19 protein-coding genes are annotated in these 20,196 nt (G+C 68.4%); 8 read left to right on the top strand and 11 right to left on the bottom strand.

Annotated features, from left to right (window positions below; genetic code table 11):
* Positions 1–16: 16 nt before the first annotated feature.
* Positions 17–724 carry a hypothetical protein gene (locus AX750_RS15745; protein ID WP_066721416.1) on the top strand — a complete coding sequence of 236 codons (708 nt, stop codon included), beginning with the start codon at positions 17–19 and terminating at the stop codon, positions 722–724.
* A gap of 116 nt (positions 725–840) precedes the next feature.
* Here AX750_RS15745 and AX750_RS15740 read toward each other — a convergent pair whose 3' ends face one another.
* The 7 genes from AX750_RS15740 to AX750_RS15710 form a co-directional block, all read right to left on the bottom strand.
* Positions 841–1,398 carry a TlpA disulfide reductase family protein gene (locus AX750_RS15740; RefSeq protein ID WP_066721415.1) on the bottom strand — a complete coding sequence of 186 codons (558 nt, stop codon included), beginning with the start codon at positions 1,396–1,398 and terminating at the stop codon, positions 841–843.
* Positions 1,399–1,421: 23 nt separating this feature from the next.
* The gene (locus tag AX750_RS15735) at positions 1,422–2,012 is read right to left on the bottom strand and encodes a peroxiredoxin-like family protein (protein WP_066721413.1); all 591 of its coding nucleotides are present in this window, start codon (positions 2,010–2,012) and stop codon (positions 1,422–1,424) included.
* 142 nt (positions 2,013–2,154) lie between these two features.
* A complete protein-coding gene (locus tag AX750_RS15730) occupies positions 2,155–3,777 on the bottom strand; it encodes an ABC transporter ATP-binding protein (protein WP_066721412.1) in 1,623 nt (540 codons plus the stop codon).
* Entirely contained in the window at positions 3,774–4,604 is an 831-nt protein-coding gene (locus AX750_RS15725) for an ABC transporter permease (protein WP_066721410.1), read from the bottom strand. Before AX750_RS15725 ends, AX750_RS15730 begins: the two co-directional genes overlap by 4 nt.
* Positions 4,605–4,608: 4 nt before the next feature.
* Positions 4,609–5,586 (bottom strand): ABC transporter permease, encoded by a 978-nt coding sequence (locus AX750_RS15720; protein ID WP_066721408.1) that lies wholly within the window; start codon positions 5,584–5,586, stop codon positions 4,609–4,611.
* Between the two features lie 180 nt (positions 5,587–5,766).
* Complete coding sequence (locus AX750_RS15715; RefSeq protein WP_066721406.1) at positions 5,767–7,374, bottom strand: ABC transporter substrate-binding protein; 1,608 nt, start codon at positions 7,372–7,374, stop codon at positions 5,767–5,769.
* Between the two features lie 93 nt (positions 7,375–7,467).
* Positions 7,468–8,319 carry a VOC family protein gene (locus AX750_RS15710; protein ID WP_066721404.1) on the bottom strand — a complete coding sequence of 284 codons (852 nt, stop codon included), beginning with the start codon at positions 8,317–8,319 and terminating at the stop codon, positions 7,468–7,470.
* A gap of 317 nt (positions 8,320–8,636) precedes the next feature.
* Between AX750_RS15710 and AX750_RS15705 the strand changes: the two genes are divergently transcribed.
* Positions 8,637–9,965, top strand: a complete 1,329-nt coding sequence (locus tag AX750_RS15705) for an FAD-binding oxidoreductase (protein ID WP_066721402.1) — start codon at positions 8,637–8,639, stop codon at positions 9,963–9,965.
* A gap of 207 nt (positions 9,966–10,172) precedes the next feature.
* Here the strand turns inward: AX750_RS15705 and AX750_RS15700 are convergent, their stop codons facing one another.
* Positions 10,173–10,427: a DksA/TraR family C4-type zinc finger protein gene (locus tag AX750_RS15700; protein ID WP_066721399.1), complete on the bottom strand. Its 255-nt coding sequence runs from the start codon at positions 10,425–10,427 to the stop codon at positions 10,173–10,175.
* Between the two features lie 291 nt (positions 10,428–10,718).
* On the opposite strand from AX750_RS15700, the gene AX750_RS15695 reads away from it, so the two are divergent.
* On the top strand, positions 10,719–11,561 hold the full coding sequence (locus AX750_RS15695; protein ID WP_066721426.1) for an alpha/beta hydrolase: 843 nt from the start codon (positions 10,719–10,721) through the stop codon (positions 11,559–11,561).
* A 95-nt stretch (positions 11,562–11,656) separates the two neighbouring features.
* Here AX750_RS15695 and AX750_RS15690 read toward each other — a convergent pair whose 3' ends face one another.
* Positions 11,657–12,583, bottom strand: coding sequence for a VOC family protein (locus AX750_RS15690; protein WP_066721397.1), 927 nt, complete (start codon positions 12,581–12,583; stop codon positions 11,657–11,659).
* Positions 12,584–12,865: 282 nt separating this feature from the next.
* Between AX750_RS15690 and AX750_RS15685 the strand changes: the two genes are divergently transcribed.
* From AX750_RS15685 to AX750_RS15670, 4 genes are read left to right on the top strand one after another with little or no spacing between them, the layout of a single operon-like run.
* Entirely contained in the window at positions 12,866–13,138 is a 273-nt protein-coding gene (locus AX750_RS15685; RefSeq protein WP_066721395.1) for a XapX domain-containing protein, read from the top strand.
* A 14-nt stretch (positions 13,139–13,152) separates the two neighbouring features.
* The gene (locus AX750_RS15680) at positions 13,153–15,030 is read left to right on the top strand and encodes an amidohydrolase (protein WP_066721424.1); all 1,878 of its coding nucleotides are present in this window, start codon (positions 13,153–13,155) and stop codon (positions 15,028–15,030) included.
* Positions 15,031–15,039: 9 nt separating this feature from the next.
* A complete protein-coding gene (locus AX750_RS15675) occupies positions 15,040–16,644 on the top strand; it encodes an MFS transporter (RefSeq protein WP_066721393.1) in 1,605 nt (534 codons plus the stop codon).
* 49 nt (positions 16,645–16,693) lie between these two features.
* Entirely contained in the window at positions 16,694–17,380 is a 687-nt protein-coding gene (locus AX750_RS15670; protein WP_066721391.1) for a hydrolase, read from the top strand.
* 48 nt (positions 17,381–17,428) lie between these two features.
* Here AX750_RS15670 and AX750_RS15665 read toward each other — a convergent pair whose 3' ends face one another.
* Together AX750_RS15665 and AX750_RS15660 are read right to left on the bottom strand one after the other, a co-directional pair.
* Positions 17,429–18,373 (bottom strand): AraC family transcriptional regulator, encoded by a 945-nt coding sequence (locus tag AX750_RS15665; RefSeq protein WP_066721389.1) that lies wholly within the window; start codon positions 18,371–18,373, stop codon positions 17,429–17,431.
* Between the two features lie 139 nt (positions 18,374–18,512).
* The gene (locus AX750_RS15660; protein WP_066721388.1) at positions 18,513–19,391 is read right to left on the bottom strand and encodes a LysR substrate-binding domain-containing protein; all 879 of its coding nucleotides are present in this window, start codon (positions 19,389–19,391) and stop codon (positions 18,513–18,515) included.
* Positions 19,392–19,877: 486 nt separating this feature from the next.
* On the opposite strand from AX750_RS15660, the gene AX750_RS15655 reads away from it, so the two are divergent.
* Positions 19,878–20,196: sulfur transferase domain-containing protein (locus AX750_RS15655; RefSeq protein ID WP_245282411.1), on the top strand; the 319-nt coding region annotated here is incomplete at its 3' end.

Raw genomic sequence — 20,196 nt, 5'->3', positions numbered from 1 at the left:
CACCCGGAGCAGGGGAATGGTCGCCTATCTCGTCGATCCGACGACGCGCTATGGCCATGGCGTTCTGGGGGATGCGATCGAAGCCGGCGGGTTCGTCGTCGAGCGGGACGGACAGCGCCTGCTGTTTCGCTTGGGTCCTGACGCGGTCTTCGAGGACCGCCGCGTTCGCCTGGCGGATCTCGATGGCGACGGGCAGCCGGAAGCGATCCTGGTCAAGGCCTATCTCGATCGCGGCGCCGCCCTCGCAGTCTACCGGATCGGCCGGCACGCGATCGAGCCCCTCGCCGAGGGCCCGGCCATTGGGCAGCGCAACCGCTGGCTCAACCCGGTCGGCGTCGCGGATTTTGTCGGCTCGGGGCAGGCCATGCTCGCGGCCGTGGTCACGCCGCATCTGGCGGGTTCGCTGCGTCTCTACCGTCTGGCGGGCAGGGCGCTCGTCGAGGTTTCGCGAATCGACGGCTTCACCAATCACCGCCTGGGCGAGCGCGACCTCGATCTCGCGCAGATCGGGGACCTCGACGGGGATGGTACGCCCGAGATCGTGATCCCGTCGCTGTCACGCCAAGACCTGGCTGCGATCGGCTTCAAGGGCGGGCGCGCCGTGGTCCTCCGCAAGGCTCCGGTCACGCAGCGCGTCGCGCGGTTCCTCGTCTTGCGGGGACCGCGCGCCACGATCGAGACCGATACCGGCGAGCGCCTCGACGTGATGATCGGCAGGGACTGAGCCAGAGTTGGCCGCGCCGCTCCGCGCTTGAGGATGATGGGGCCAATCCCGCGACGGCCTCTGATTCAAGGATGATGAATGAGCGTGGGCGACAGGGGATCTCCCGCCGCCGACGCCTAGGACCGGGCGTAGAAGCGCAGCAAAGCGAGTGCCTCCGGCGCGCTCCAGTCGGCCTCTCCGGTCAGATAGCCTCCGCTGCGCCCCCTCGCGTCGATGACGTAGCTCATCGGCATGCCGTAGAGCGGGAAGGGTGTCGCGACCTTCGACTTCGGCCCGGAGGCGACCTCGCCGCCGGTGTCGATGAAGCTGGAAAACCCGTCCAGCTTGAGCCGTCGGATGTAGGCGGCGGCCGTTCCAGCGTCGCGATCCAGCGACACCGGCACGACCGTGAAGGGCTCGCTCTTCGCCTGGTTCTGGAGCCGGTGCAGGATCGGCAGTTCGCGTCGGCAGGGCGGACACCAACTCGCCCAGAAAGCGAGCAGGACAGCCTTGCCGCGATAGGTCGCGAGCGTGCGCCGTCGACCCTCGAGATCGCGCAGCGAGATGTGGCCGGCCTCCTCGCGCGGATCGAGAACGGTGAACTGGGCGTGAGGCGTGCTGAACGGCGGTGGATAGGGGTCGGCTGCTTCGGCCGGCGGCAGGCCGCCGAAGGCGCCGGCGGCCGAGCCGAGCATGAGAGTTCTGCGCGTCACCCTCATCAGAACGCCGCCAATCCGTCCTCCAGCGTCGCCACCTCGCCACGCGCCGGATAGTCTTTGGCGATGACGAAGTCGATCGCGCCGAGGATGTCAGCGAAGGATGGCCTCGCGAACGGCATGGTCTGAACGCTGGAGAAATAGAGCGTGCCGTCCGGCCGAACCAGGAAGAGCCCCGGCTCGGCAAAGAGCGCAGGCTCCTCGACGCCGATCGAGGTCGTGCCGCGGCCGGCCGACAGGAACAGGCCCCATTCGCGCGCCGCATTGAGCGAGAAGCCATAACCCACGCGCAGCCTCGGCAGGCCCCAGTCCGTTTTGGCGCGCGCGGCGCGTTCCTCGCTGTCCGTCGAGAGCGCGATGACGCGGACGCCTTTCTCGATGAAGGCGTCGAGCTTGCTTTCCAGGTCGCGCAGCTGGGTCCTGCAGATCGGGCAGTGCAGCCCGCGATAGACCACGACCAGCGAGAAATGCGCAGGGCGCTCGGCATGGAGGCTGAAGGCAGCCCCATCGGGAGCGAGCTGGAGCTCGAGGCTCGGCACGGGAGTGCGGGGCAGCACGGGCTTGATGTCGGTCACGATCGGCCTTTCGAACATCGCTATGGTCTCTTGCCATAACGACCGTTTCGCGGAGCCCGACACGTTTGTTACAGCCTCACGCGGTGGTGATCGGCAAATCTCCCGATATCGCTCATGGCCGCTCGACGGCGTCTCGCCCTGTTGCCCGACGGCAAGCCGCTCAGCCAGCGGAAGCCGATACGGGCAATCCGAAACCGCGCCCGGGGATCGCCGCGAGCAGCGCCCTCGTATAGGCGTGCTGCGGATCGCCGAAGACCTGTCCGATCGGGCCGGCCTCGACGACCTCGCCATTCTTCATCACCGCCACGAGATCGCAGACCTGGGCGGCGACGCGCAGGTCGTGGGTAATGAAGACGATCGAGAGGCCGAGGCGCTGGCGCAGATCGGCCAGCAGCTTCAGCACCTGCGCCTGGACCGAGACGTCGAGCGCGGAGACCGGCTCGTCGGCGACCAGAACGCGCGGTTCGAGAGCGAGCGCGCGCGCCAGGCCGATGCGCTGGCGCTGGCCCCCGGAGAACTCATGCGGGTAGCGGTCGGTCGCCGCCGGGTCGAGCCCGACCAGCGCGAAGAGATCCCGTGCCCGCGCCAGCGCCTCGGCGCGGGGCGTGCCATGGACGATCAGCCCCTGGGCGACGGCGTCTCCCGCCTTGCGGCGCGGGTTGAGCGAGGCGAAGGGGTCCTGGAAGACCATCTGGATATGGCGCGTCTCGGCGCGCAGTTCGGATTTCGAGAGGCTGGCGATATCGGTGCCGCCGATGCGGATGGCGCCGCTCTCGGGGTCGATCAGGCGCACCAGGCAGCGCGCCAGCGTCGACTTGCCCGAGCCGGACTCGCCGACGATGCCGAGCGTCGCGCCCTTGGGCAGGACGAGCGACACATCCTTGACCGCACGGGTGACGCGCTGGCCGCGGCCGAGAAAGCCGCCGGTGCGATAGGTCTTTGAGACGTGCTCGATGGCGAGGATCGACTCGGTCGCGAGTTCGCGCGGAGCAGGAGCCTTCAGCGGCGGGACAGCGGCAATGAGCTGCTTGGTATAGGGGTGCTGCGGGTTGCCGAGCACCACTTCCGCCGTGCCCTGCTCGACGACGCGGCCCTGGCTCATCACCGCGACGCGGTCGGCGATCTCGGCGACGACGCCGAAATCATGGGTGATGAACAGGACGGCCGTGCCCTTGCGCTTCTGCAGGTCGCGGATCAGCTCGAGGATCTGGGCCTGGGTGGTGACGTCGAGCGCCGTCGTCGGCTCGTCGGCGATCAGCACCCTGGGATCGAGCGCCAGCGCCATCGCGATCATCGCACGCTGGCGCTGCCCGCCGGAAAGCTCGTGCGGATAGGCTTTCGCCGCCGCGACGGGGTCGGGGATCCGCACCTCTTCGAGCAGGGCCTGGACCTTGTCCCGGATCTCGGCCTTGCCGAGATCGGTGTGGAGTTCGAACATCTCGCCGATCTGGTCGCCGATGGTGCGCAGCGGATTCAGCGCCGTCATCGGCTCCTGGAAGATCATGGCGATGCCGGCGCCGCGGACCTTGCGCATCTCGGGTTCGCTCAGGCCCGCGAGATCGCGGCCCTCGAACAGGATGCGCCCGCCATCGATGGCAACGCCGGGCGGCAGCAGCCGCATCACAGCATTCGCCGTCATCGACTTGCCGGAGCCGGATTCGCCGACGACGCAGAGGATCTCGTTGGCGGAGAGCGACAGCGAGACCTCGCTCATCGCATGGGGGCGGTCGGCATTCCTAGGCAGGCTGACGCTGACCGCGTCGAGGGTCAGGATCGCGCTCATCGGCCCTTCAGCCTCGGGTTCAGCGCATCGTTCAGCCCCTGTCCGACGAGCGAGACGGCCAGCACGGTGACGAGAATGGCGACGCCGGGAATGGCGGAGACATACCACTGCACCCGCAGCACGTCGCGGCCGGCGCCGATCAGATTGCCCCAGGAGGCGACATTGGGGTCCGACAGCTTGAGGAACGCCAGCGCGCTTTCGAGCAGGATCGCGATCGCCATGACGACGCTGGCATAGACGATCACCGGGGGCAGGGCGTTGGGCAGGATCTCACCGAAGATCAGCTTGACGTCGCGCAGGCCCAGCGTCCGCCCGGCCTGCACGAATTCGCGGTTGCGTAGCGACAGGAACTCGGCCCGCGTCAGCCGCGCCGAGGCCGGCCAGGAGACGATGCCGATCGCGACCGTGACCGTCGTGATGGTGGAACCGAAGACGGCGACCAGCACCAGCAGCAGGATGAAGTTCGGCAGGGTCTGGAAGGCTTCGGTCACGCGCATCAGGATGGTGTCGACCCAGTCGCCGTAGTAGCCGGCGACGGCACCGATCGTGATGCCGATCACCACCGAGATCAGCGTCGCGACGAGGCCGATCAGCAGTGAGATGCGCGCGCCGTGAAAGATCTGGGCGGCGATGTCGCGGCCGGAATTGTCGGTGCCGAGCAGGAAGCGGGGATTGGAGAACGGCCAGATCAGCGGCCGCCCCGCGAGTGCGAGGGGATCGCGCGGATAGAGCCAGTCGGCGCTGATCGCCATGGCGAGCACGAGCATCAGGAGCAGGAGGCCGATCACCGCCGGCGGGCTGCGGAAATAGAGCTTCAGGAAGGACATCGCGTCAGCTCCCCGTCGTGATGCGCGGGTCGAGCCGGGCGTAGAGCAGGTCGACGATGAAGTTGACGGTGATGACGAGCAGCGCCGAGACGAAGACAATGCCGAGCAGCGTGTTGAGATCGCGCTGGATCACCGATTCATAGGCGAGGCGGCCGAGCCCCGGCAGGGAGAAGACGCTCTCGACCACCACCGAGCCGCCGAGCATCGTGCCGGCCTGCAGGCCGATCAGCGTCACCATCGGCAGCAGCGCATTGCGCAGGACGTGCCGGACGACGACGCGGGTCTCGTCCATGCCCTTGGCGCGGGCGGTGCGGACGAAATCCAGCGTCAGAACCTCCAGCATCGAGCCGCGCATGATGCGCAGATAGATCGCCATGTAGAACAGCGCGAGCGTGAGCGTCGGCAGGACGAGATGCCTGGCGATGTCGAGCGTACGGGCGAGGCCCGTGTGGGCGACCGTGATGTCCTCGAAGCCGCCGGCCGGCAGCCATTGCAGGTAGATCGAGAAGACGACGATCGCCATCAGGCCGAACCAGAAGGTCGGCATGGCGTAGAAGACGAGGCCGAGCGTCGAGATCAGCGTGTCGGGCCAGCGGTTGACGCCGCGCGCGGCGATGACGCCGAAGATCAGGCCGAAGAAGAAGGCGAGCGAGAGAGAGGCGGTCATCAGCAGGATCGTCGCCGGCAGACGCTCGGCGATGACGGTCGCGACCGGCTTGCCGTAGATCGCCGAGAAGCCGAGATCGAGCCGCACCAGACGCCAGAGATAATTGCCGAGCTGCGCCCAGGCGGAGACGTCGAGGCCGTAATACTGGCGCAACTGCCTGGCGGTCTCGGCGTCGCCGCCGCCCATCTGCGCCATCAGCGCATCGACCGTGTCGCCCGGTGCGAATTGCAGCAGGACGAAGACCCCGATCAGGATCAGCACCAGTGTCGGGATCGAGGCGGCGAGACGCCGCCCCGCGAGGGTCAGGATGCGCATTGGTTACGCGGTTCCAAAAGCAAGGAGAGTTTGTGATTCCGGCTCGGAAACACGCCGTCATCCTGGCCGAAGTGAAGCGGAGAGCCGGGATCCATCATAGAACGCGTCGGTGCCCTCGATGGATCCCGGAGCTGCGCCGCTTCGCGGCTTGTCCAGGATGACGGTGAGGTTCGGGTGGCTTCACTCGGCCAACCACAGATCGTGCCAGGAGCTCGAGCCCCAGCGCGGTGTGTTCGAGTGGTTGCGGGCCTTGGCGCTGATCGCGGTCAGGAAGATCTGCTCGATCGGCGTCCAGATCGGCAGCTCGGTATTGGCGCGGCGGACGAACTCGCCATAGAGCGCCTTGCGCTTGGCCGGATCGACCTCGGTCGCCGCGTCGTCGATGATCTTGTCGATGGTCTCGTCGGTCCAGCCCCACTGGTTGGTCCAGGGCGCGCCCTTGGGCTGGCCCGAGCGGTACCAGACCGTGGTCGAGACGGCCGGATCGTTGCGGTACTGGTGCCAGCCCGTGGCGAGGTCGAAGGCGTGCTCGTCATAGACCTGCTTCAGGAAGCCGCCGCCATCCGTGCGCACGACCTCGACCTTGATGCCGACCTCGGCCAGCGACTGCTGGATGAAGGTGGCGAAGAGGGTGATGTCCTCGCCCCAGGGCGCCGGCAGCAGACGAAGCGAGAAGCGGGTGCCGCCGGCGCCGGCCTTGAAGCCAGCCTCGTCGAGCAGGGCCGCGGCGCGCTTCTTGTCGAAGGGGTACTGCGGGCCGTTGTCGGCGGGGTAAAAATCCGTCGAGACCGAGGGCACCGGGCCGGTGCCGCGCTTGGCGAAGTCGCCGAGGAAGTTCTCGATGAAGAAGGGGATGTCGAGCGCATGGGCGATGGCGCGGCGGACGCGGATGTCGGCCAGCTCCTTGCGGCGGAAGTTGAACTCGATCGTGTTGGTGCGGGCGTTGCCCTCATTGCCCTTGGTCGAGACGATGAAGCGTGGGTCCTTGCCGAGGCGGGCCGCGTCCGAGATCGTCAGGCCCGAGAACGGGCTGTAATGGATCTGGCCGGCTTCCATCTGGGCGGCCGCGGCGGCGCGGTCGGTGACGACGCGCCAGACGATGCGGTCCAGATGAGGTGCATTGGGACGCCAGTAGTCGGGATTGCGGTCGGCGATGACGTGCTGGCCGCGCTCATAGGTGACGAACTTGAACGGGCCGGTGCCGATCGGCGCGAGATTGGCCGGGTTCTGGCGGATGTCGCCCTTGCCCTCGTAGATGTGGCGCGGCGAGATGTAGCCGAGATCGGGCAGGGCGCGCAGCAGCAGGTTCAGCGGCATCGGCCGCTCGTAGCGGAAGACCGCGGTCAGCGGGTCGGGCGTGTCGACGGCGGTGAGGAAGAGCTGCAGCGTCGTGCCGTAGTTGAGGATCTTCTTCCACATCTCCATCGCGGTGAACTGCACGTCCGCCGAGGTGAAGGGGCGACCGTCATGCCACTTCACGCCCTCGCGCAGCTTGAAGGTGATGGTCTTGCCGTCGGGCGCGGCTTCCCAGCTCGTCGCCAGCACGCCCACGGGCTTGCCCGCCGCGTCGAGATCGACGAGCTGTTCCTGGATCTTGCCTCCGATGATGTATACGCCGGTCGAGGCCTGGAGGCTCGGGTTTAGCTGGCGCTGCTCGGCGCCGTAATGGACCGTGAAGACCCCGCCCTTGCGCGGCGTCTCCTGGGCAAAGAGCGAGCGCATCGGAAAGGCGACGCTGGAGGCGATGGCGGCGCTGGTCAGAAGCGCGGCGCGGCGGGTCATGTCCATGGGGAAGATCCTCGGTCCTGCGGTCACGTACGGGAAACGATGGGCGCGGGGGGAGCGGGCGTCAACGGGCCGGCCCCCGATCGCGCAGGCGGGTTATTGCGGGCGGAAGCTCACGATGATGCCGTTGGCGGCGCTCGCCGCCACGCTGAGCGCGCCGTCATGGGGCGTGGCGGCGGCGCCGAGGCTGGCCTCGGCGGCCGCGAGGTCGGTCGTCGCCACGACCAGCGCCACCGCGCCCTCCGGCGCGGCACCGTCGCGGACGGCCTGCGGGTAGCGCCGGGCGAGGGCGGCGGCGTCGTAGAACAGGATATCGGCCCGCCGGCCGCCGCTCGGCACCAGCCAGGCGTCGCCCTCGGCCCGGGCGGGTTCGTCGATCAGCCGGCCGAGATGGGCGGCGGACGCTGCAGGATCGGCCGCGAGCACCTCGAGCCGCAGGATGCGGCTGGCGCCATTGGCGTGGCGCTGAAGCTCGGGAATCCAGACCGTTTCGCGGGTCAGATGCTGGCAGGCGAAGATGCGCAGTCCCCCCGGCTGCTCGCCGAGCGGCCAGCGAAAGACGTTGAAGCGCGCCTCGCCGGTGCCGCCGCCGGGCAGCTCGACCGGCCGGCCGAAATGGATCGGCCCCAGCGCCTCGATGCCGCGGCTCTTCAGCTCCTCGGCGCCGGCCGCCGCGTCGTCCGTGGTCAAGGCGGCGCGCTCCAGGCCTTCGCGCTTGGCGAGATAGTCGCGCGTCGGCTTGTTCTGCTCGGTCTCGGTCAGGATACCGAGCAGCTCGACATAGTCGTCGCCGAACATGATCGTGTAGTTGCCGGTGCCCAGGATCGGCGAATGCGTGCCGCGCGGCGAGACGGTGAAGCCGAGCGCCCGCCACTGCGCAGCGGCTGCGTCGAGATCACGGACGGTGACCACGACATGGTCGAGGCCGAGGATGTGCTGGAGCGACATGGGAGACCCTTGGTCGAAAGCCGACGGGGGAGAGAGTTCAGCCGAAGCGCGGCCGGGGCGCAATCGCCCGGTCGCTCCGTCCCGACAGCCCCCTGCTGCGCTGCAAACATAGCGAGACGTGGATGAATATTCCAAGGACAGAATGATATATCGACGTTTTTGGAACAAATCGCGCGCAACGGGGGCGTTTAGGAGAAGGGCATACTCCACGCCTCGCCGGCGCGAAAAGGTGCCCCTTGCGTCCGCGCCGCGAGGTGGCAAGGATGGATTCACGCGCCGTCCTGGTGCCCCTGTCGCCGCCTCGGGAAGTTCAGCCCATGTCCGCCTCTGCCCCCGTCACCTGGCCGCCCTCGCTCTGGGCGGCGACCGCTCCGGCCGGCCCGGCCCTGCCCGCGCTGGAGGGCGAGGTGCAGGCGGATGTCGTGGTGATCGGTGCCGGCTTCACCGGCCTGTCGACGGCGATCCATCTGCGCGAGGCCGGGGTCGAGGTCGTGGTGGTCGAGGCGGCCGAGCCTGGCTGGGGGGCGTCGGGCCGCAACAACGGCCAGGTCATTCCGACGCTGGCCGGGCATGATCCCTCCGCCATGGTGGCGCGCCATGGCGAGGCAGGCGAGCGCTTCAACGCGGTGCTGCGCGACAGTGCGCAGTATCTGTTCGACACCATCAGAAGATACGACATTGCCGCCGAAGCCGAGCAGGCGGGCTGGGTTCAGCCGGTGCATTCGCCGGGCCGCTTCAAGCTGGCCGAGAAGCGGGTGCGTGAATGGTCTTCGATCGGCGCGCCGGTCGAGTTGCTCGACAAGGCCGCGACCGCGCGGATGACCGGCTCGGAGGCCTGGTTCGGCGGTTTCTGGAACCGCACAGGCGGCCATATCAACCCGCTCGCGCTGGCGCGCGGCCTGTCCCAGATCGCACTCACGCTCGGCGCCGTCATCTATGCCCGCTCGCCCGTTGCCGGCATGACGCGCCAGGGCGAGCGCTGGCTGGTGAAGACCGCCAAGGGCTCGGTCACGGCCCGCGCGCTGGTGCTGGCGACCAATGCCTATACGGACGCATTCGAAGGCGGACTCGCTCCCGCGATCGCCGCGGAGGTCGTTCCGGTGCTGTCCTGGCAGATGGCGACCCAACCGATCAGCGACAACATCGCCAAGACGATCATTCCCGATCGGCAGGCGATGTCGGACACGCATCGCGAGCTCTATTTCGCCCGCTGGGACGCGCGCAACCGGCTGGTGACGGGCGGCGCGGCGGTGTTTCCCGGGGCCGGCGGCGACAATCTGCGCAAGCCGGTGGCCGAGCGGCTGCTGCGTCTGTGGCCGCAACTGGGCGAAGTCTCCTTCGATTATGTCTGGTCCGGCTATATCGGCATGACGCCGGACGATGTGCTGAAACCGCAGGTGCCGGGCTATCCGCGCATCCACCGGCTGGGGCCGGACGCCTTCGGCTGGGTCGGCTGCAATGGCCGGGCGGTGGCGCTATCCGTATCGCTGGGACGTGAGCTCGCGCGGGCGACGCAGGGCGTGCAAGTCGAAACGCTCGGCCTGCCGCTGTCGGAGCCGAAGGCCCAGCCGATGCGCGACCTCGTCCGCCGCATCGCGCCGCTGGCCCTGCCGCTTTACCGGGCTCTGGACGCGCGGGAGATTTGAGCCACGCGCGTGATGACCACGCCTTATCTATCGGTACGGACGCGAAGGGCTTGAGATCACCCAACGCTGCTCAAGCATGCCACCCTGGCGGGTATGCGGCCTGTGATGCGCCAGCGGCTCTCTCGAGGCCTTTCGCCCACCCATGCGCGGATGGGTGCCGGGTCCCAGGTCTCTCGAAAGACTGACCGGATCATCCCGCCAAATGGTCTATCCGGCTGGGCTGGCGCGGCGGGTATAGGCGGACGCCAGGGCCGGGCGGTCATGTCCCGACTGGCAATCCACGCAGAGCCGTGCGCCGGGCATGGCGGCGCGCCGCGCCGGCGGAATCTCGTCGCCGCATTGCTGGCAGTGGATCTCGCCCGGCCCCGTCGGCAGGCGCGAGCGGGCCAGCCTGACAGCGTCGGAGACGGAATCGTCGATCTGGTCCTGAACGGCTCCGTCCGGAGCCCAGCCGCTGGCCATGGCAATCCTCCTGTGGCAGCGAAACGGAGATCGCAGCTGTCGGTTCCGGTGTGCCCGCGCTCCACAAGGAGATCGATCGCCGGTGATGCGCCCGGTCGCGGTGCGTCTCGAGCAGCCTGCGGGCCTGGCGAGCCGACTGTCAGCGCAAATCCAGCCAAGCCGCGACGCTAATCTGCAATCCCCGGCGGGCAGGGGGGCTTACCTCTTCCGCGCGAGGTGAACGCGGACCGGACCGAATGCGTTCTCCCGCAGGCAATCGCGCCAGCCCCTCCCGAGACAAGGATGCAGCAGATGAGCAGCGGGTTCGTGAAGACCAAGGACGGCGTCGACATCTTCTACAAGGACTGGGGCCCGAAGGACGCCCAGCCGATCATGTTCCACCATGGCTGGCCGCTCAGCAGCGACGACTGGGATAACCAGATGCTGTTCTTCCTCAGCCACGGCTATCGCGTCGTCGCCCATGACCGGCGCGGCCATGGCCGTTCGACCCAGGTCGACACCGGCCACGACATCGACCATTACGCCGCCGACGCGTCGGCCGTCGCCGAGCATCTCGACCTGCGCCAGTCCGTGCATATCGGCCACTCGACCGGCGGCGGCGAAGTCGCCCGCTATGTCGCAAAATTCGGCGAGCCGCAGGGCCGCGTCGCCAAGGCCGTTCTGGTCTCGGCCATTCCGCCGATCATGCTCAAGACGGAGCGCTATCCCGGCGGGCTGCCGATCTCGGTCTTCGACGGTCTGCGCAAGGCGCTCGCCGACAACCGGGCCCAGTTCTTCCACGATCTGCCGTCCGGCCCCTTCTACGGCTTCAACCGCGACGGCGCGAAGGTCGATCAGGGCGTCATCCTGAACTGGTGGCGCCAGGGCATGAATGGCGGCGCCAAGGCGCATTATGACGGCATCAAGGCCTTCTCCGAGACCGACCAGACCGACGATCTCCAGGCCATCACCGTGCCCACGCTGGTGATGCATGGCGACGACGACCAGATCGTGCCGATCGCGGCCAGCGCCGAGATTTCGGTCAAGCTGCTGAAGAACGGCACGCTGAAGGTCTACAAGGGCTTTTCGCACGGCATGCTGACGGTCAATGCCGACGTCATCAACCCCGACCTGCTGGCATTCGTGAAGGGCTGAGACGCCTCTGACACCACGGATAGCGGCGAGGGCAGGGCGCAGGCCCGTCCTCGCCGCAACCGCGAACGGCGCGAGCCCACAGCCCGCGTCGTCGCTCAGTCCAGCGGCGGCAGCAGGCGCAGCAATTCTGCGCGGCGCATCTCCAGGTCCGGTGGCAACGCCAGGCGACGGCCGAGGTCATCCGGACGCTCGTCAATCAGCAGGCCCGGCCCGTCGGTGGCGATCTCGATCAGGATCCCGTCCGGCCCGCGGAAATCGACGGAGCGGAAGTAGAAGCGGTCCTTCACAGGTCCGGCCTCGATCCCGAAGAGGCGCCCGAGCCGCGCGGCGATATCCGCCTGATGAACACCGTCCCGCGCGCGGAAGGCGACGTGATGGAGGGCCCCGGCTCCCAGCCGCGCCCGCCCATCCTCGCTGCGGTGGTGAAGCCAGAACGCGCCGCCCGCCTCGTCATGTGCCGCAAAGCCGCTCCAGTCGCCATACCGGCCGGTCGCGCGGTAGCCCAGCACCCGCGTCAGGATCGCGGCCATCAGATCGGCGGCCCGCAGGCTCAGCGCGACCGCATGAAGCCCACGGATCGCTGCAGGAGCCGGCATGGCACTATCAGCCGCCCAGCCAGCCGTGCCGCCGACCAGCGCCAGCTTCAGGCCGTCCGGATCCTCCAGCAGCAGCGCGGCCTCGCCCGACGGCAGGGCGCCCCTGCGGCAGTCCACCGACGACCGGCCGAGATGCTCCTCCCACCAGCCGAACGTCGAAGGGTCGATCGCGAAGGAGACGAACTCGGTCTCGTCCGGCCGCCGGGGCGCGGGGGCCGAGCTGGGCCAGGAGAAGAAGGTCAGGTGACCGCCGGGCAGGCCGCGATTTTGACCATAGATCAGATGATAGGCGCCGGGGTCCTCATGGGTCACCGTGCGCTTCTCGAGGCGCAGGCCCAGCACGTCGCGGTAGAAGGCGAGGTTGCGTGTGGGGTCCGTGGCGACGGCCGTGACGTGATGCAGGCCACGCCCGCTGACTGGCGACATCGGCATCTCCCCGCGCGCGCCGTCTTGACGCGGCACGCGGTGCTAGCGAGGGCGAGGAGACGCCCGTTTGCGGGCCGTGTCTTGGACAAAGCCCTCATCTTTTGCCGCCCCCTGCGGCCGCCGACGAGGCCGGAGGGCATCGGCTCAACCCGCCCATTCCCCCGCGCCGACGGATTCCGACAAAGCGCCGCCGATCCGGACAAGACGCCGCAGAGGCCACTCGCCACCTTGGCTGAGAGGGTCGAGCCGGCGCGGGACGCGCCGAGGCCGAGGGGGGCGGTGATGAAGATCTATCTGCTGTCGCTCGGGGCAGGGCTGCTGGTCGGCGTCATCTACGGCCTGATCAATGTCCGCTCGCCAGCGCCGCCGGTCGTCGCGCTGGTTGGTCTGCTCGGCATCCTCGTGGGCGAGCAGGTGCCGCCGCTGCTGAAGGGTCTGTGGAGCCGCGAGCCGGCCGGCCACTCCTGGCACCGGCAGGTCCGCCCGCATGTCTTTGGCCATCTCCCGGCCGGGGACGGACGCCGCAGCCCCTCCGGCGAGCGGGAGCGCGGCTGATGAAGGAGCCCGCCATGGCCGCCGAGCTGATCCTGCGCAATGGCCGGATCACGACGCTGGACCGCAGCAATCCGGTCGCCAGCGCCGCCGCGATCCGGGACGGCCGTTTCGTCGCGGTCGGCGACGAGGCCGAGGTGATGGCGCAGGCCGGGGCGGCGACGACGATCGTCGACCTGAAGGGCAGGCGGGTGCTGCCCGGGCTGATCGACAACCATCTCCACATTATCCGCGGCGGCCTGAACTTCAACATGGAGCTGCGCTGGGACGGGATGCGTTCGCTCGCCGACGCGATGGACATGCTCAGGCGCCAGGTCGCGGTGACACCGCCGCCGCAATGGGTGCGTGTCGTCGGTGGTTTCACCGAGCATCAGTTCGCCGAGAAGCGCCTGCCGACGATCGAGGAGATCAACGCGGTCGCTCCGGACACGCCGGTCTTCCTGCTGCATCTCTACGACCGCGCGCTGCTCAACGGCGCGGCACTGCGGGCTGTCGGCTACACGAAGGCGACCCCGAACCCGCCGGGCGGCGAGATCACGCGCGACTCGGCCGGCAACCCGACCGGTCTGCTGCTCGCCAAGCCCAATGCCGGTATCCTCTATGCGACGCTGGCCAGGGGGCCGAAGCTACCCCTCGACTACCAGCTCAACTCCACGCGCCATTTCATGCGCGAGCTCAACCGCCTCGGCGTCACCGGCGCGATCGATGCCGGCGGCGGCTTCCAGAATTACCCTGACGACTACGCGGTCATCCAGCAGCTCGCCGACGAGAACCAGCTGACCATCCGCCTCGCCTACAACCTGTTCACGCAGAAGGCTGGGCAGGAGAAGGAGGACTTCCTCAACTGGACGAAGACTTCCACCTACAAGCAGGGCGACGACTATTTCCGCCACAACGGCGCCGGCGAGATGCTGGTGTTCTCGGCTGCCGATTTCGAGGATTTCCGCCAGCCGCGGCCCGACATGCCGCCGCAGATGGAGGACGACCTCGAGGGCGTGGTGCGCATCCTCGCGCAGAACCGCTGGCCCTGGCGGATGCACGCGACCTATGACGAGACGATCTCGCGCGCGCTCGACGTCTTCGAGAAGGTCGACCGGGACATTCCGCTCGCGGGGCTGAACTGGTTCTTCGACCATGCCGAGACGATCTCGGAACGCTCGATCGATCGGGTCGCGGCGCTCGGCGGGGGCGTCGCCGTGCAGCACCGCATGGCCTTCCAGGGCGAGTATTTCGTCGAGCGCTACGGGCTGGACGCCGCGCAAGCGACGCCTCCGGTCGCGCGTATGCTGGAGAAGGGCATCAAAACCTCCGCCGGCACGGACGCCACCCGCGTCGCCTCCTACAATCCATGGGTCTCGCTGGCCTGGCTCATCACCGGCCGCACGCTGGGGGGCCTGCGCCTCACGCCCGAGCGCAACTGCCTCGACCGCGAGACCGCGCTGCGCATGTGGACGGAGAACGTCACCTGGTTCTCCAACGAGGAGGGCAAGAAGGGCCGCATTGCGGTCGGCCAGCTCGCCGATCTGATCGTGCCGGACCGCGACTTCTTCTCCTGCCCGGAGGACGAGATCTCCTACATATCGGCCGAGCTGACCGTCGTCGGCGGCCGCATCGTCTACGGCGCCGGCGATTTCGCGTCGCTCGACGAGACCAAGCTGCCGCCGGCGATGCCGGACTGGTCGCCGGTGCGAACCTTCAGGGGTTATGGCGCCTGGGGCGAGCCGGACGGCGCGGGCAAGAACTCCCTGCGTCGGAACGCGATGACCGCCTGCGGCTGCGCCAGTTCCTGCGGCGTCCATGGCCACGACCATGCCGGCGCCTGGGCGAGCACGCTGCCGATCTCCGACCTCAAAAGCTTTTGGGGCGCGCTCGGCTGCGCCTGCTGGGCCGTCTGAGGGGGCACGATGAGCACGCCCGAGAGCAAGCCGGCACAGGCATCGGCCTTCGCGCCGCTGCGCGGGCGCGTCTTCGCCGTGCTCTGGGCGGCGACGATCATCGGCAATGTCGGCTCCTTCATGCGCGACGTCGCCAGCGCCTGGCTCGTCACCGATCTGTCGGGGGCGCCGGCGGCGGTCGCACTCGTCCAGGCGGCTGCCACGCTGCCGATCTTCCTGCTGGCGATCCCGGCCGGCGTGCTCTCGGACATTCTCGACCGCCGCAAATTCCTGATCGCGATCCAGTTCCTGCTCGGCCTCGTCAGCCTGTCGCTGATGCTCCTCTCGACCGCCGGGCTCCTGAGCGTGAGTTCGCTCGTCGCTCTCACCTTTTTGGGGGGCATCGGGGCCGCCCTGATGGCACCGACCTGGCAGGCGATCGTGCCCGAACTGGTCGAGAAGCCCGATCTCAAGAGTGCGGTCGCGCTCAATTCGCTGGGCATCAACATCTCCCGCGCCATCGGGCCGGCGCTGGGTGGCCTGATCCTGGCCACGCTCGGCGCCGGCTTCACCTATGGCGCCGACGTGCTGAGCTATGTCGTCGTGATCGCCGCCCTGATCTGGTGGCGGCGCGCGCCCCAAGCCGACGATGCCCTGTCCGAGCGCTTCACAGGCGCTTTCATCGCCGGGCTACGCTATGCGCGGGCGAGCCGCGAGCTGCATGTCGTGCTGCTGCGCGCCGCGGTGTTCTTCGCCTGCGCCAGCGCCGTCTGGGCACTGCTGCCGCTCGTTGCGCGCAATCTCCTGGGCGGCGGAGCCGGCTTCTATGGCATCCTGCTCGGCGCGGTCGGCGCAGGCGCCATCATCGGCGCCCTCCTGCTACCGCGGTTGCGGGCGCGCTTCGATGCCGATGGCTTGCTGCTACTGGCGGGCATCGTCACCGCGGCGGTCATGGCCACGCTGGCGCTGGCGCCCCCGCAAGGGATCGCCGTGGCGATCCTGATGCTGCTCGGCGCGGCCTGGATCATCGCCCTGACGACGCTCAACGGCGTAGCGCAATCGATCCTGCCGAACTGGGTGCGCGGTCGGGCGCTGGCGGTCTATCTGACCGTCTTCAACGGCGCGATGACGGCGGGCAGCCTGAGCTGGGGCACGGTCGCCGAGGCCGCGGGCCTGCGGGGAACGCTGGTGATCGCAGCAGGCGGCCTGTTGGTCGCTGCGATCGTCATGCACCGGGTGAGGCTTCCCGCTGGCGAAGCGGATCTGGCGCCGTCGAACCACTGGCCCGAGCCTCTGGTGGCCAGCAGCGTCGCGCCTGACCGCGGTCCCGTTCTGATCCTGATCGAATACCGGGTTCAGGCGACGGATCGTGAAGCGTTCGTCGCGGCGATCCGGCGTCTCGCCGTCGCACGTCGTCGCGACGGCGCCCATGACTGGGGCATCACCGAAGACACCGCCGACCCGGAGACGCTGGTCGAGTGGTTCGTCGTCTCGTCCTGGGCTGAGCATCTGCGCCAGCACAAACGGGTGTCGAAAGCCGATGCCGATCTGCAGCAGCAGGTCAGACGCTTCCATCTCGGCGATGCCCCGCCCGTCGTGCGCCATTTCCTCGATCTGCGCCCGACGCCCGCGTGACGGGGAGATCCCCTGCATCAGCCTTCCATCCCAACCCAAGGAGACGACCATGTCCGGCTATCTCGAAGTCCTGACTCCCCAGAACAGCCAGATGATCTTCATCGACCAGCAGCCGCAGATGGCCTTCGGCGTACAGTCGATCGATCGTCAGGCGCTGAAGAACAATGTCGTCGGCCTCGCCAAGGCGGCGAAGGTCTTCGGCATCCCGACGACCATCACAACCGTCGAAACCACGAGCTTCTCGGGGCACACCTATCCCGAGCTTCTCGCCGTCTTTCCCGAGAGCAAGATCCTCGAGCGGACCTCGATGAACTCCTGGGACGACCAGAACGTCCGCGACGCGCTCGCCGCCAACGGCCGCAGGAAGGTCGTCGTCTCGGGACTCTGGACCGAGGTCTGCAACACCACCTTCGCGCTCTGCGCCATGCTGGAGGGCGGCTATGAGATCTACATGGTCGCCGACGCCTCCGGCGGCACCTCGGCCGACGCCCACAAATACGCGATGGACCGCATGGTTCAGGCCGGCGTCGTGCCGGTGACCTGGCAGCAAGTGCTGCTCGAATGGCAGCGCGACTGGGCCCGCCGCGACACTTATGACGCCGTCGTCGCGATCGCCAAGGAGCATTCCGGCGCCTATGGCATGGGCATCGACTACGCCTACACCATGGTCCATGGCGCGCCCGAGCGTGTCGCGCATGGCGAGCGCATCGGCCCCAACCCGGCCAAGGTGGCCTGAACCGAGCCCGGTCCGGGCGGCTGGCGGGAGACGCCGGCCGCCCGCGGATCAGGCGGACAGGCGGGGGATGTCGGCGGCCGGCTCGAGCCGCCGCCGCCAGGCACCGGGCGGCATCCCGACGAGCTGCTTGAAGACGCGGGTCAGATGGCTCTGGTCGCCGAAGCCGCAGATCAACGCGATGTCGGAAATCGGGAGGTGGGCGGCCGCGAGATGTTGCTTCGCCTCGTCGACCCGCAGCTGCATCAGATAGCGCTGCGGCGCGACGCCCGTGCTGCGCCGGAAGGCTCGGGCGAAATGGCTGGCGGTGAGGCGGCATTCGCTCGCCAGCTGGGAAATCGTCAGTTCGGATGCCAGCCGCGCGGACATGATCTCCTTGGCCCGGCGCTCCTGCCAGGGTGCGAGCCGCCCGCCTGCCCGTTCTTCGGCGCAGCCGGGACCGCCATAGACCTCCGCGACATGGGTCAGGAGGCAGATCGCGAGCTGGTCGATCAGCAGCGTGTTGGAGCCGGTCGACTGGGCGGCGCGCATCAGCGTGTCGCACAGGCCGGCCAGGATTGGGTCCGGCCGCCCGGCATCGCAGCGCAGGCTGCCGACAGACTGGGAGCGACGCTCGCCGACCGCGGCCAGCGCCCTGACGGGGATGTAGATCTGCAGCGCATCGACCCGGCCGCAGAGCTGCCATTGCGGCTTGTCGCGCAGATCGGTCAGGCTGACAGAGCCAGCGGGCAGCGGCCCGTGATGTTGCGGCTCACCCCCCACCCAGCAGCTGTGGCCGTCGAGCCGGTCGATCGGACAGAGCAGCGAAAAGGCCGCATCGGGCGGGGCTGGCCGCGTGCGTTCGCGCCGCCTCTCGCCGCAGGTCAGCCGCGTCGCCACCAGCGACAGTTCGCCCTCGAGCCTCAGTGTGCTGACGTCCTGGCCGCGCACGCCGAAATGCCGGGCGGCGCGTTGACCGAAGAAGCCGTCGGTCGACAGCGGCACAGGCAATCCCATGATCGGTCTCCCGGTTTGCGAGCGTGGTGTCAGGCTGGACCCCATGCTGCAGCACCGTCGAAGGCCCGGCAATCATCTGCCCGGATGAGCTTATGCGGTGGCGTTATGGACGATTCGCGACGGCCCTGGCGCGCCGTACTCAGCGCGACTCCATTAGGCAGTCGATGAAGTCGCGCACGAGTTGCGACTTGGGCCGCTCCGGCGGGCGGATGAGCAGGGTGCGGCTGTTGACGACCGGTTCGAACGGCCGCAGCACGACCCGGCTCTGGTCGAAGCCCGCGACCGCATAGTTGGTCAGCAGGCCCGCTCCGATCCCCTCGGCCACCATCGCATAGACGGTGGAAGCATAGAGGGTCTCGACGACGATTCGCGGCATCGGGACACCGGCCTCACGAAAGATCATCTCGAAGCGCCGGCGCACCCGATCCTCTGGCACATAGGCGATGAAATCGCGTCCGGAGAGATCGTGAGGCCGGATGACCTCGCGCCCGACCAGGGGATGGCCGGGTGGCAGGGCGCAGAGCTCGCGCGGCTGGACGAAAATCTGTTGCTCGATACCGGCAAGTTCGATTTCGTCCGCCGCCAATCCAAGATCGTAGGCTCCACTCGCAACGCCGTCACGCACGTCGCGGGAGGACTGGACCATCAGCGTCACCGTCGCATCGGGCCAGCGGGTGCGGAATTTCACGATCGCCTTGGGGACGACCGAGCCGCTGAGCGAGGAGAGGCTGGCGATCCTGATCTCGCCGGCGCCGCTGTCGCGGATGCGCGCCGCGGTCGAGCGCAGGCGGTCCATGCCGCGGAAACTCGCCTCGACGTCCTCGTAGAAGAGACGACCCTCCGGAGTCGGGATGATTCGACTTCGCACACGGCTGAACAGGCTGAAGCCCAGCGATCGTTCGAGATCCGCAATCAGACGGCTGGTGGCAGGCTGGCTGACCCCGATGATTTCAGCCGCCCTCGACACCGTGCCCGCCTTCATCACGGCTGCGAACGCCTCGATCTGGCGCATGTTCATGAAGCGGTCTCCTGCGGTGTCTTCGTCATGGCCATGCAAGCGGGATGCTGGCGGCACTGAAAACGCCGCCGGACATGGCCGTTCCGATCTGGTTGCTTAGCGTCCGTCCTCGATCTCTTGCAGCGCCCGCAATCTGCCTGCGTCAATGGCGCTCCGTTGCTCAGTGCCGGTTGGTTCGGCTCGATGTTTCGGGCCTCGCGAGAGGACCAAACCGAGCAGGGCGGCCGCTTCACGGCGTGCAGCCTGTCCACGCACCGCTGGAGCGGCGCTCCGGCAGGGCACGCCGACCGCCGATCCCACGAGACGCCGCGTCAAATTGATCAGCCTCAACGTCGTCAGCTTCTGCGGCGGGCTTCCCGACGGCCCCGAGAAGCTGTCGCCGCCGGCCTGAGCGCTGCGCGATGCGGGAGGAGATTCAGCCCCTTGCCTGATCGACCCGTTGGATATACATTATGTTTAATCGTATAATGTCTATGTGAGGATGTCGTGGCCGCGATCGAAATCTCTCCCACCTTGACGGCCGCCGGCCAGCCCGATGCGGCCACCTTTGCCGGGCTCTCCGGCTCGTCTTTCGCCGGCGTCGTCAATGTCCGGCCCGATGGCGAGGAGGGTGGGCAGATCGACCATGAGCGCGCGGCCCTGATCGCGCGGGAAGCCGGGCTGGGCTACGCCTATGTCCCGGTGCGGTCCGAGACGATCACCGAGGCCGACATCAGGGCGTTCCAGACCGAAGTGGCCGCCATGAAGGGGCCCGTCTATGCGCATTGCCGCTCCGGCACGCGCGTCGCGATCCTGCATGTCCTCG

The sequence above is a fragment of the Methylobacterium sp. CCH7-A2 genome, from assembly GCF_001557075.1.
Classification (GTDB): domain Bacteria; phylum Pseudomonadota; class Alphaproteobacteria; order Rhizobiales; family Beijerinckiaceae; genus Allobosea; species Allobosea massiliensis.
This window is presented reverse-complemented; position numbering and strand designations above follow the sequence as displayed.

Bases quoted from the DNA above. Each gene is read 5' to 3' on its own strand.
- AX750_RS15700 (WP_066721399.1), bottom strand. From the start codon at position 10,427: ATGGCCAGCGGCTGGGCTCCGGACGGAGCCGTTCAGGACCAGATCGAC.
- AX750_RS15680 (WP_066721424.1), top strand. From the start codon at position 13,153: ATGGCCGCCGAGCTGATCCTGCGCAATGGCCGGATCACGACGCTGGAC.
- AX750_RS15715 (WP_066721406.1), bottom strand. From the start codon at position 7,374: ATGGACATGACCCGCCGCGCCGCGCTTCTGACCAGCGCCGCCATCGCC.
- AX750_RS15660 (WP_066721388.1), bottom strand. From the start codon at position 19,391: ATGAACATGCGCCAGATCGAGGCGTTCGCAGCCGTGATGAAGGCGGGC.
- AX750_RS15740 (WP_066721415.1), bottom strand. From the start codon at position 1,398: ATGCTCGGCTCGGCCGCCGGCGCCTTCGGCGGCCTGCCGCCGGCCGAA.
- AX750_RS15725 (WP_066721410.1), bottom strand. From the start codon at position 4,604: ATGTCCTTCCTGAAGCTCTATTTCCGCAGCCCGCCGGCGGTGATCGGC.
- AX750_RS15695 (WP_066721426.1), top strand. From the start codon at position 10,719: ATGAGCAGCGGGTTCGTGAAGACCAAGGACGGCGTCGACATCTTCTAC.
- AX750_RS15690 (WP_066721397.1), bottom strand. From the start codon at position 12,583: ATGTCGCCAGTCAGCGGGCGTGGCCTGCATCACGTCACGGCCGTCGCC.
- AX750_RS15745 (WP_066721416.1), top strand. From the start codon at position 17: ATGGTCGCCTATCTCGTCGATCCGACGACGCGCTATGGCCATGGCGTT.
- AX750_RS15705 (WP_066721402.1), top strand. From the start codon at position 8,637: ATGTCCGCCTCTGCCCCCGTCACCTGGCCGCCCTCGCTCTGGGCGGCG.
- AX750_RS15675 (WP_066721393.1), top strand. From the start codon at position 15,040: ATGAGCACGCCCGAGAGCAAGCCGGCACAGGCATCGGCCTTCGCGCCG.
- AX750_RS15665 (WP_066721389.1), bottom strand. From the start codon at position 18,373: ATGGGATTGCCTGTGCCGCTGTCGACCGACGGCTTCTTCGGTCAACGC.
- AX750_RS15685 (WP_066721395.1), top strand. From the start codon at position 12,866: ATGAAGATCTATCTGCTGTCGCTCGGGGCAGGGCTGCTGGTCGGCGTC.
- AX750_RS15710 (WP_066721404.1), bottom strand. From the start codon at position 8,319: ATGTCGCTCCAGCACATCCTCGGCCTCGACCATGTCGTGGTCACCGTC.
- AX750_RS15670 (WP_066721391.1), top strand. From the start codon at position 16,694: ATGTCCGGCTATCTCGAAGTCCTGACTCCCCAGAACAGCCAGATGATC.
- AX750_RS15720 (WP_066721408.1), bottom strand. From the start codon at position 5,586: ATGCGCATCCTGACCCTCGCGGGGCGGCGTCTCGCCGCCTCGATCCCG.
- AX750_RS15735 (WP_066721413.1), bottom strand. From the start codon at position 2,012: ATGTTCGAAAGGCCGATCGTGACCGACATCAAGCCCGTGCTGCCCCGC.
- AX750_RS15730 (WP_066721412.1), bottom strand. From the start codon at position 3,777: ATGAGCGCGATCCTGACCCTCGACGCGGTCAGCGTCAGCCTGCCTAGG.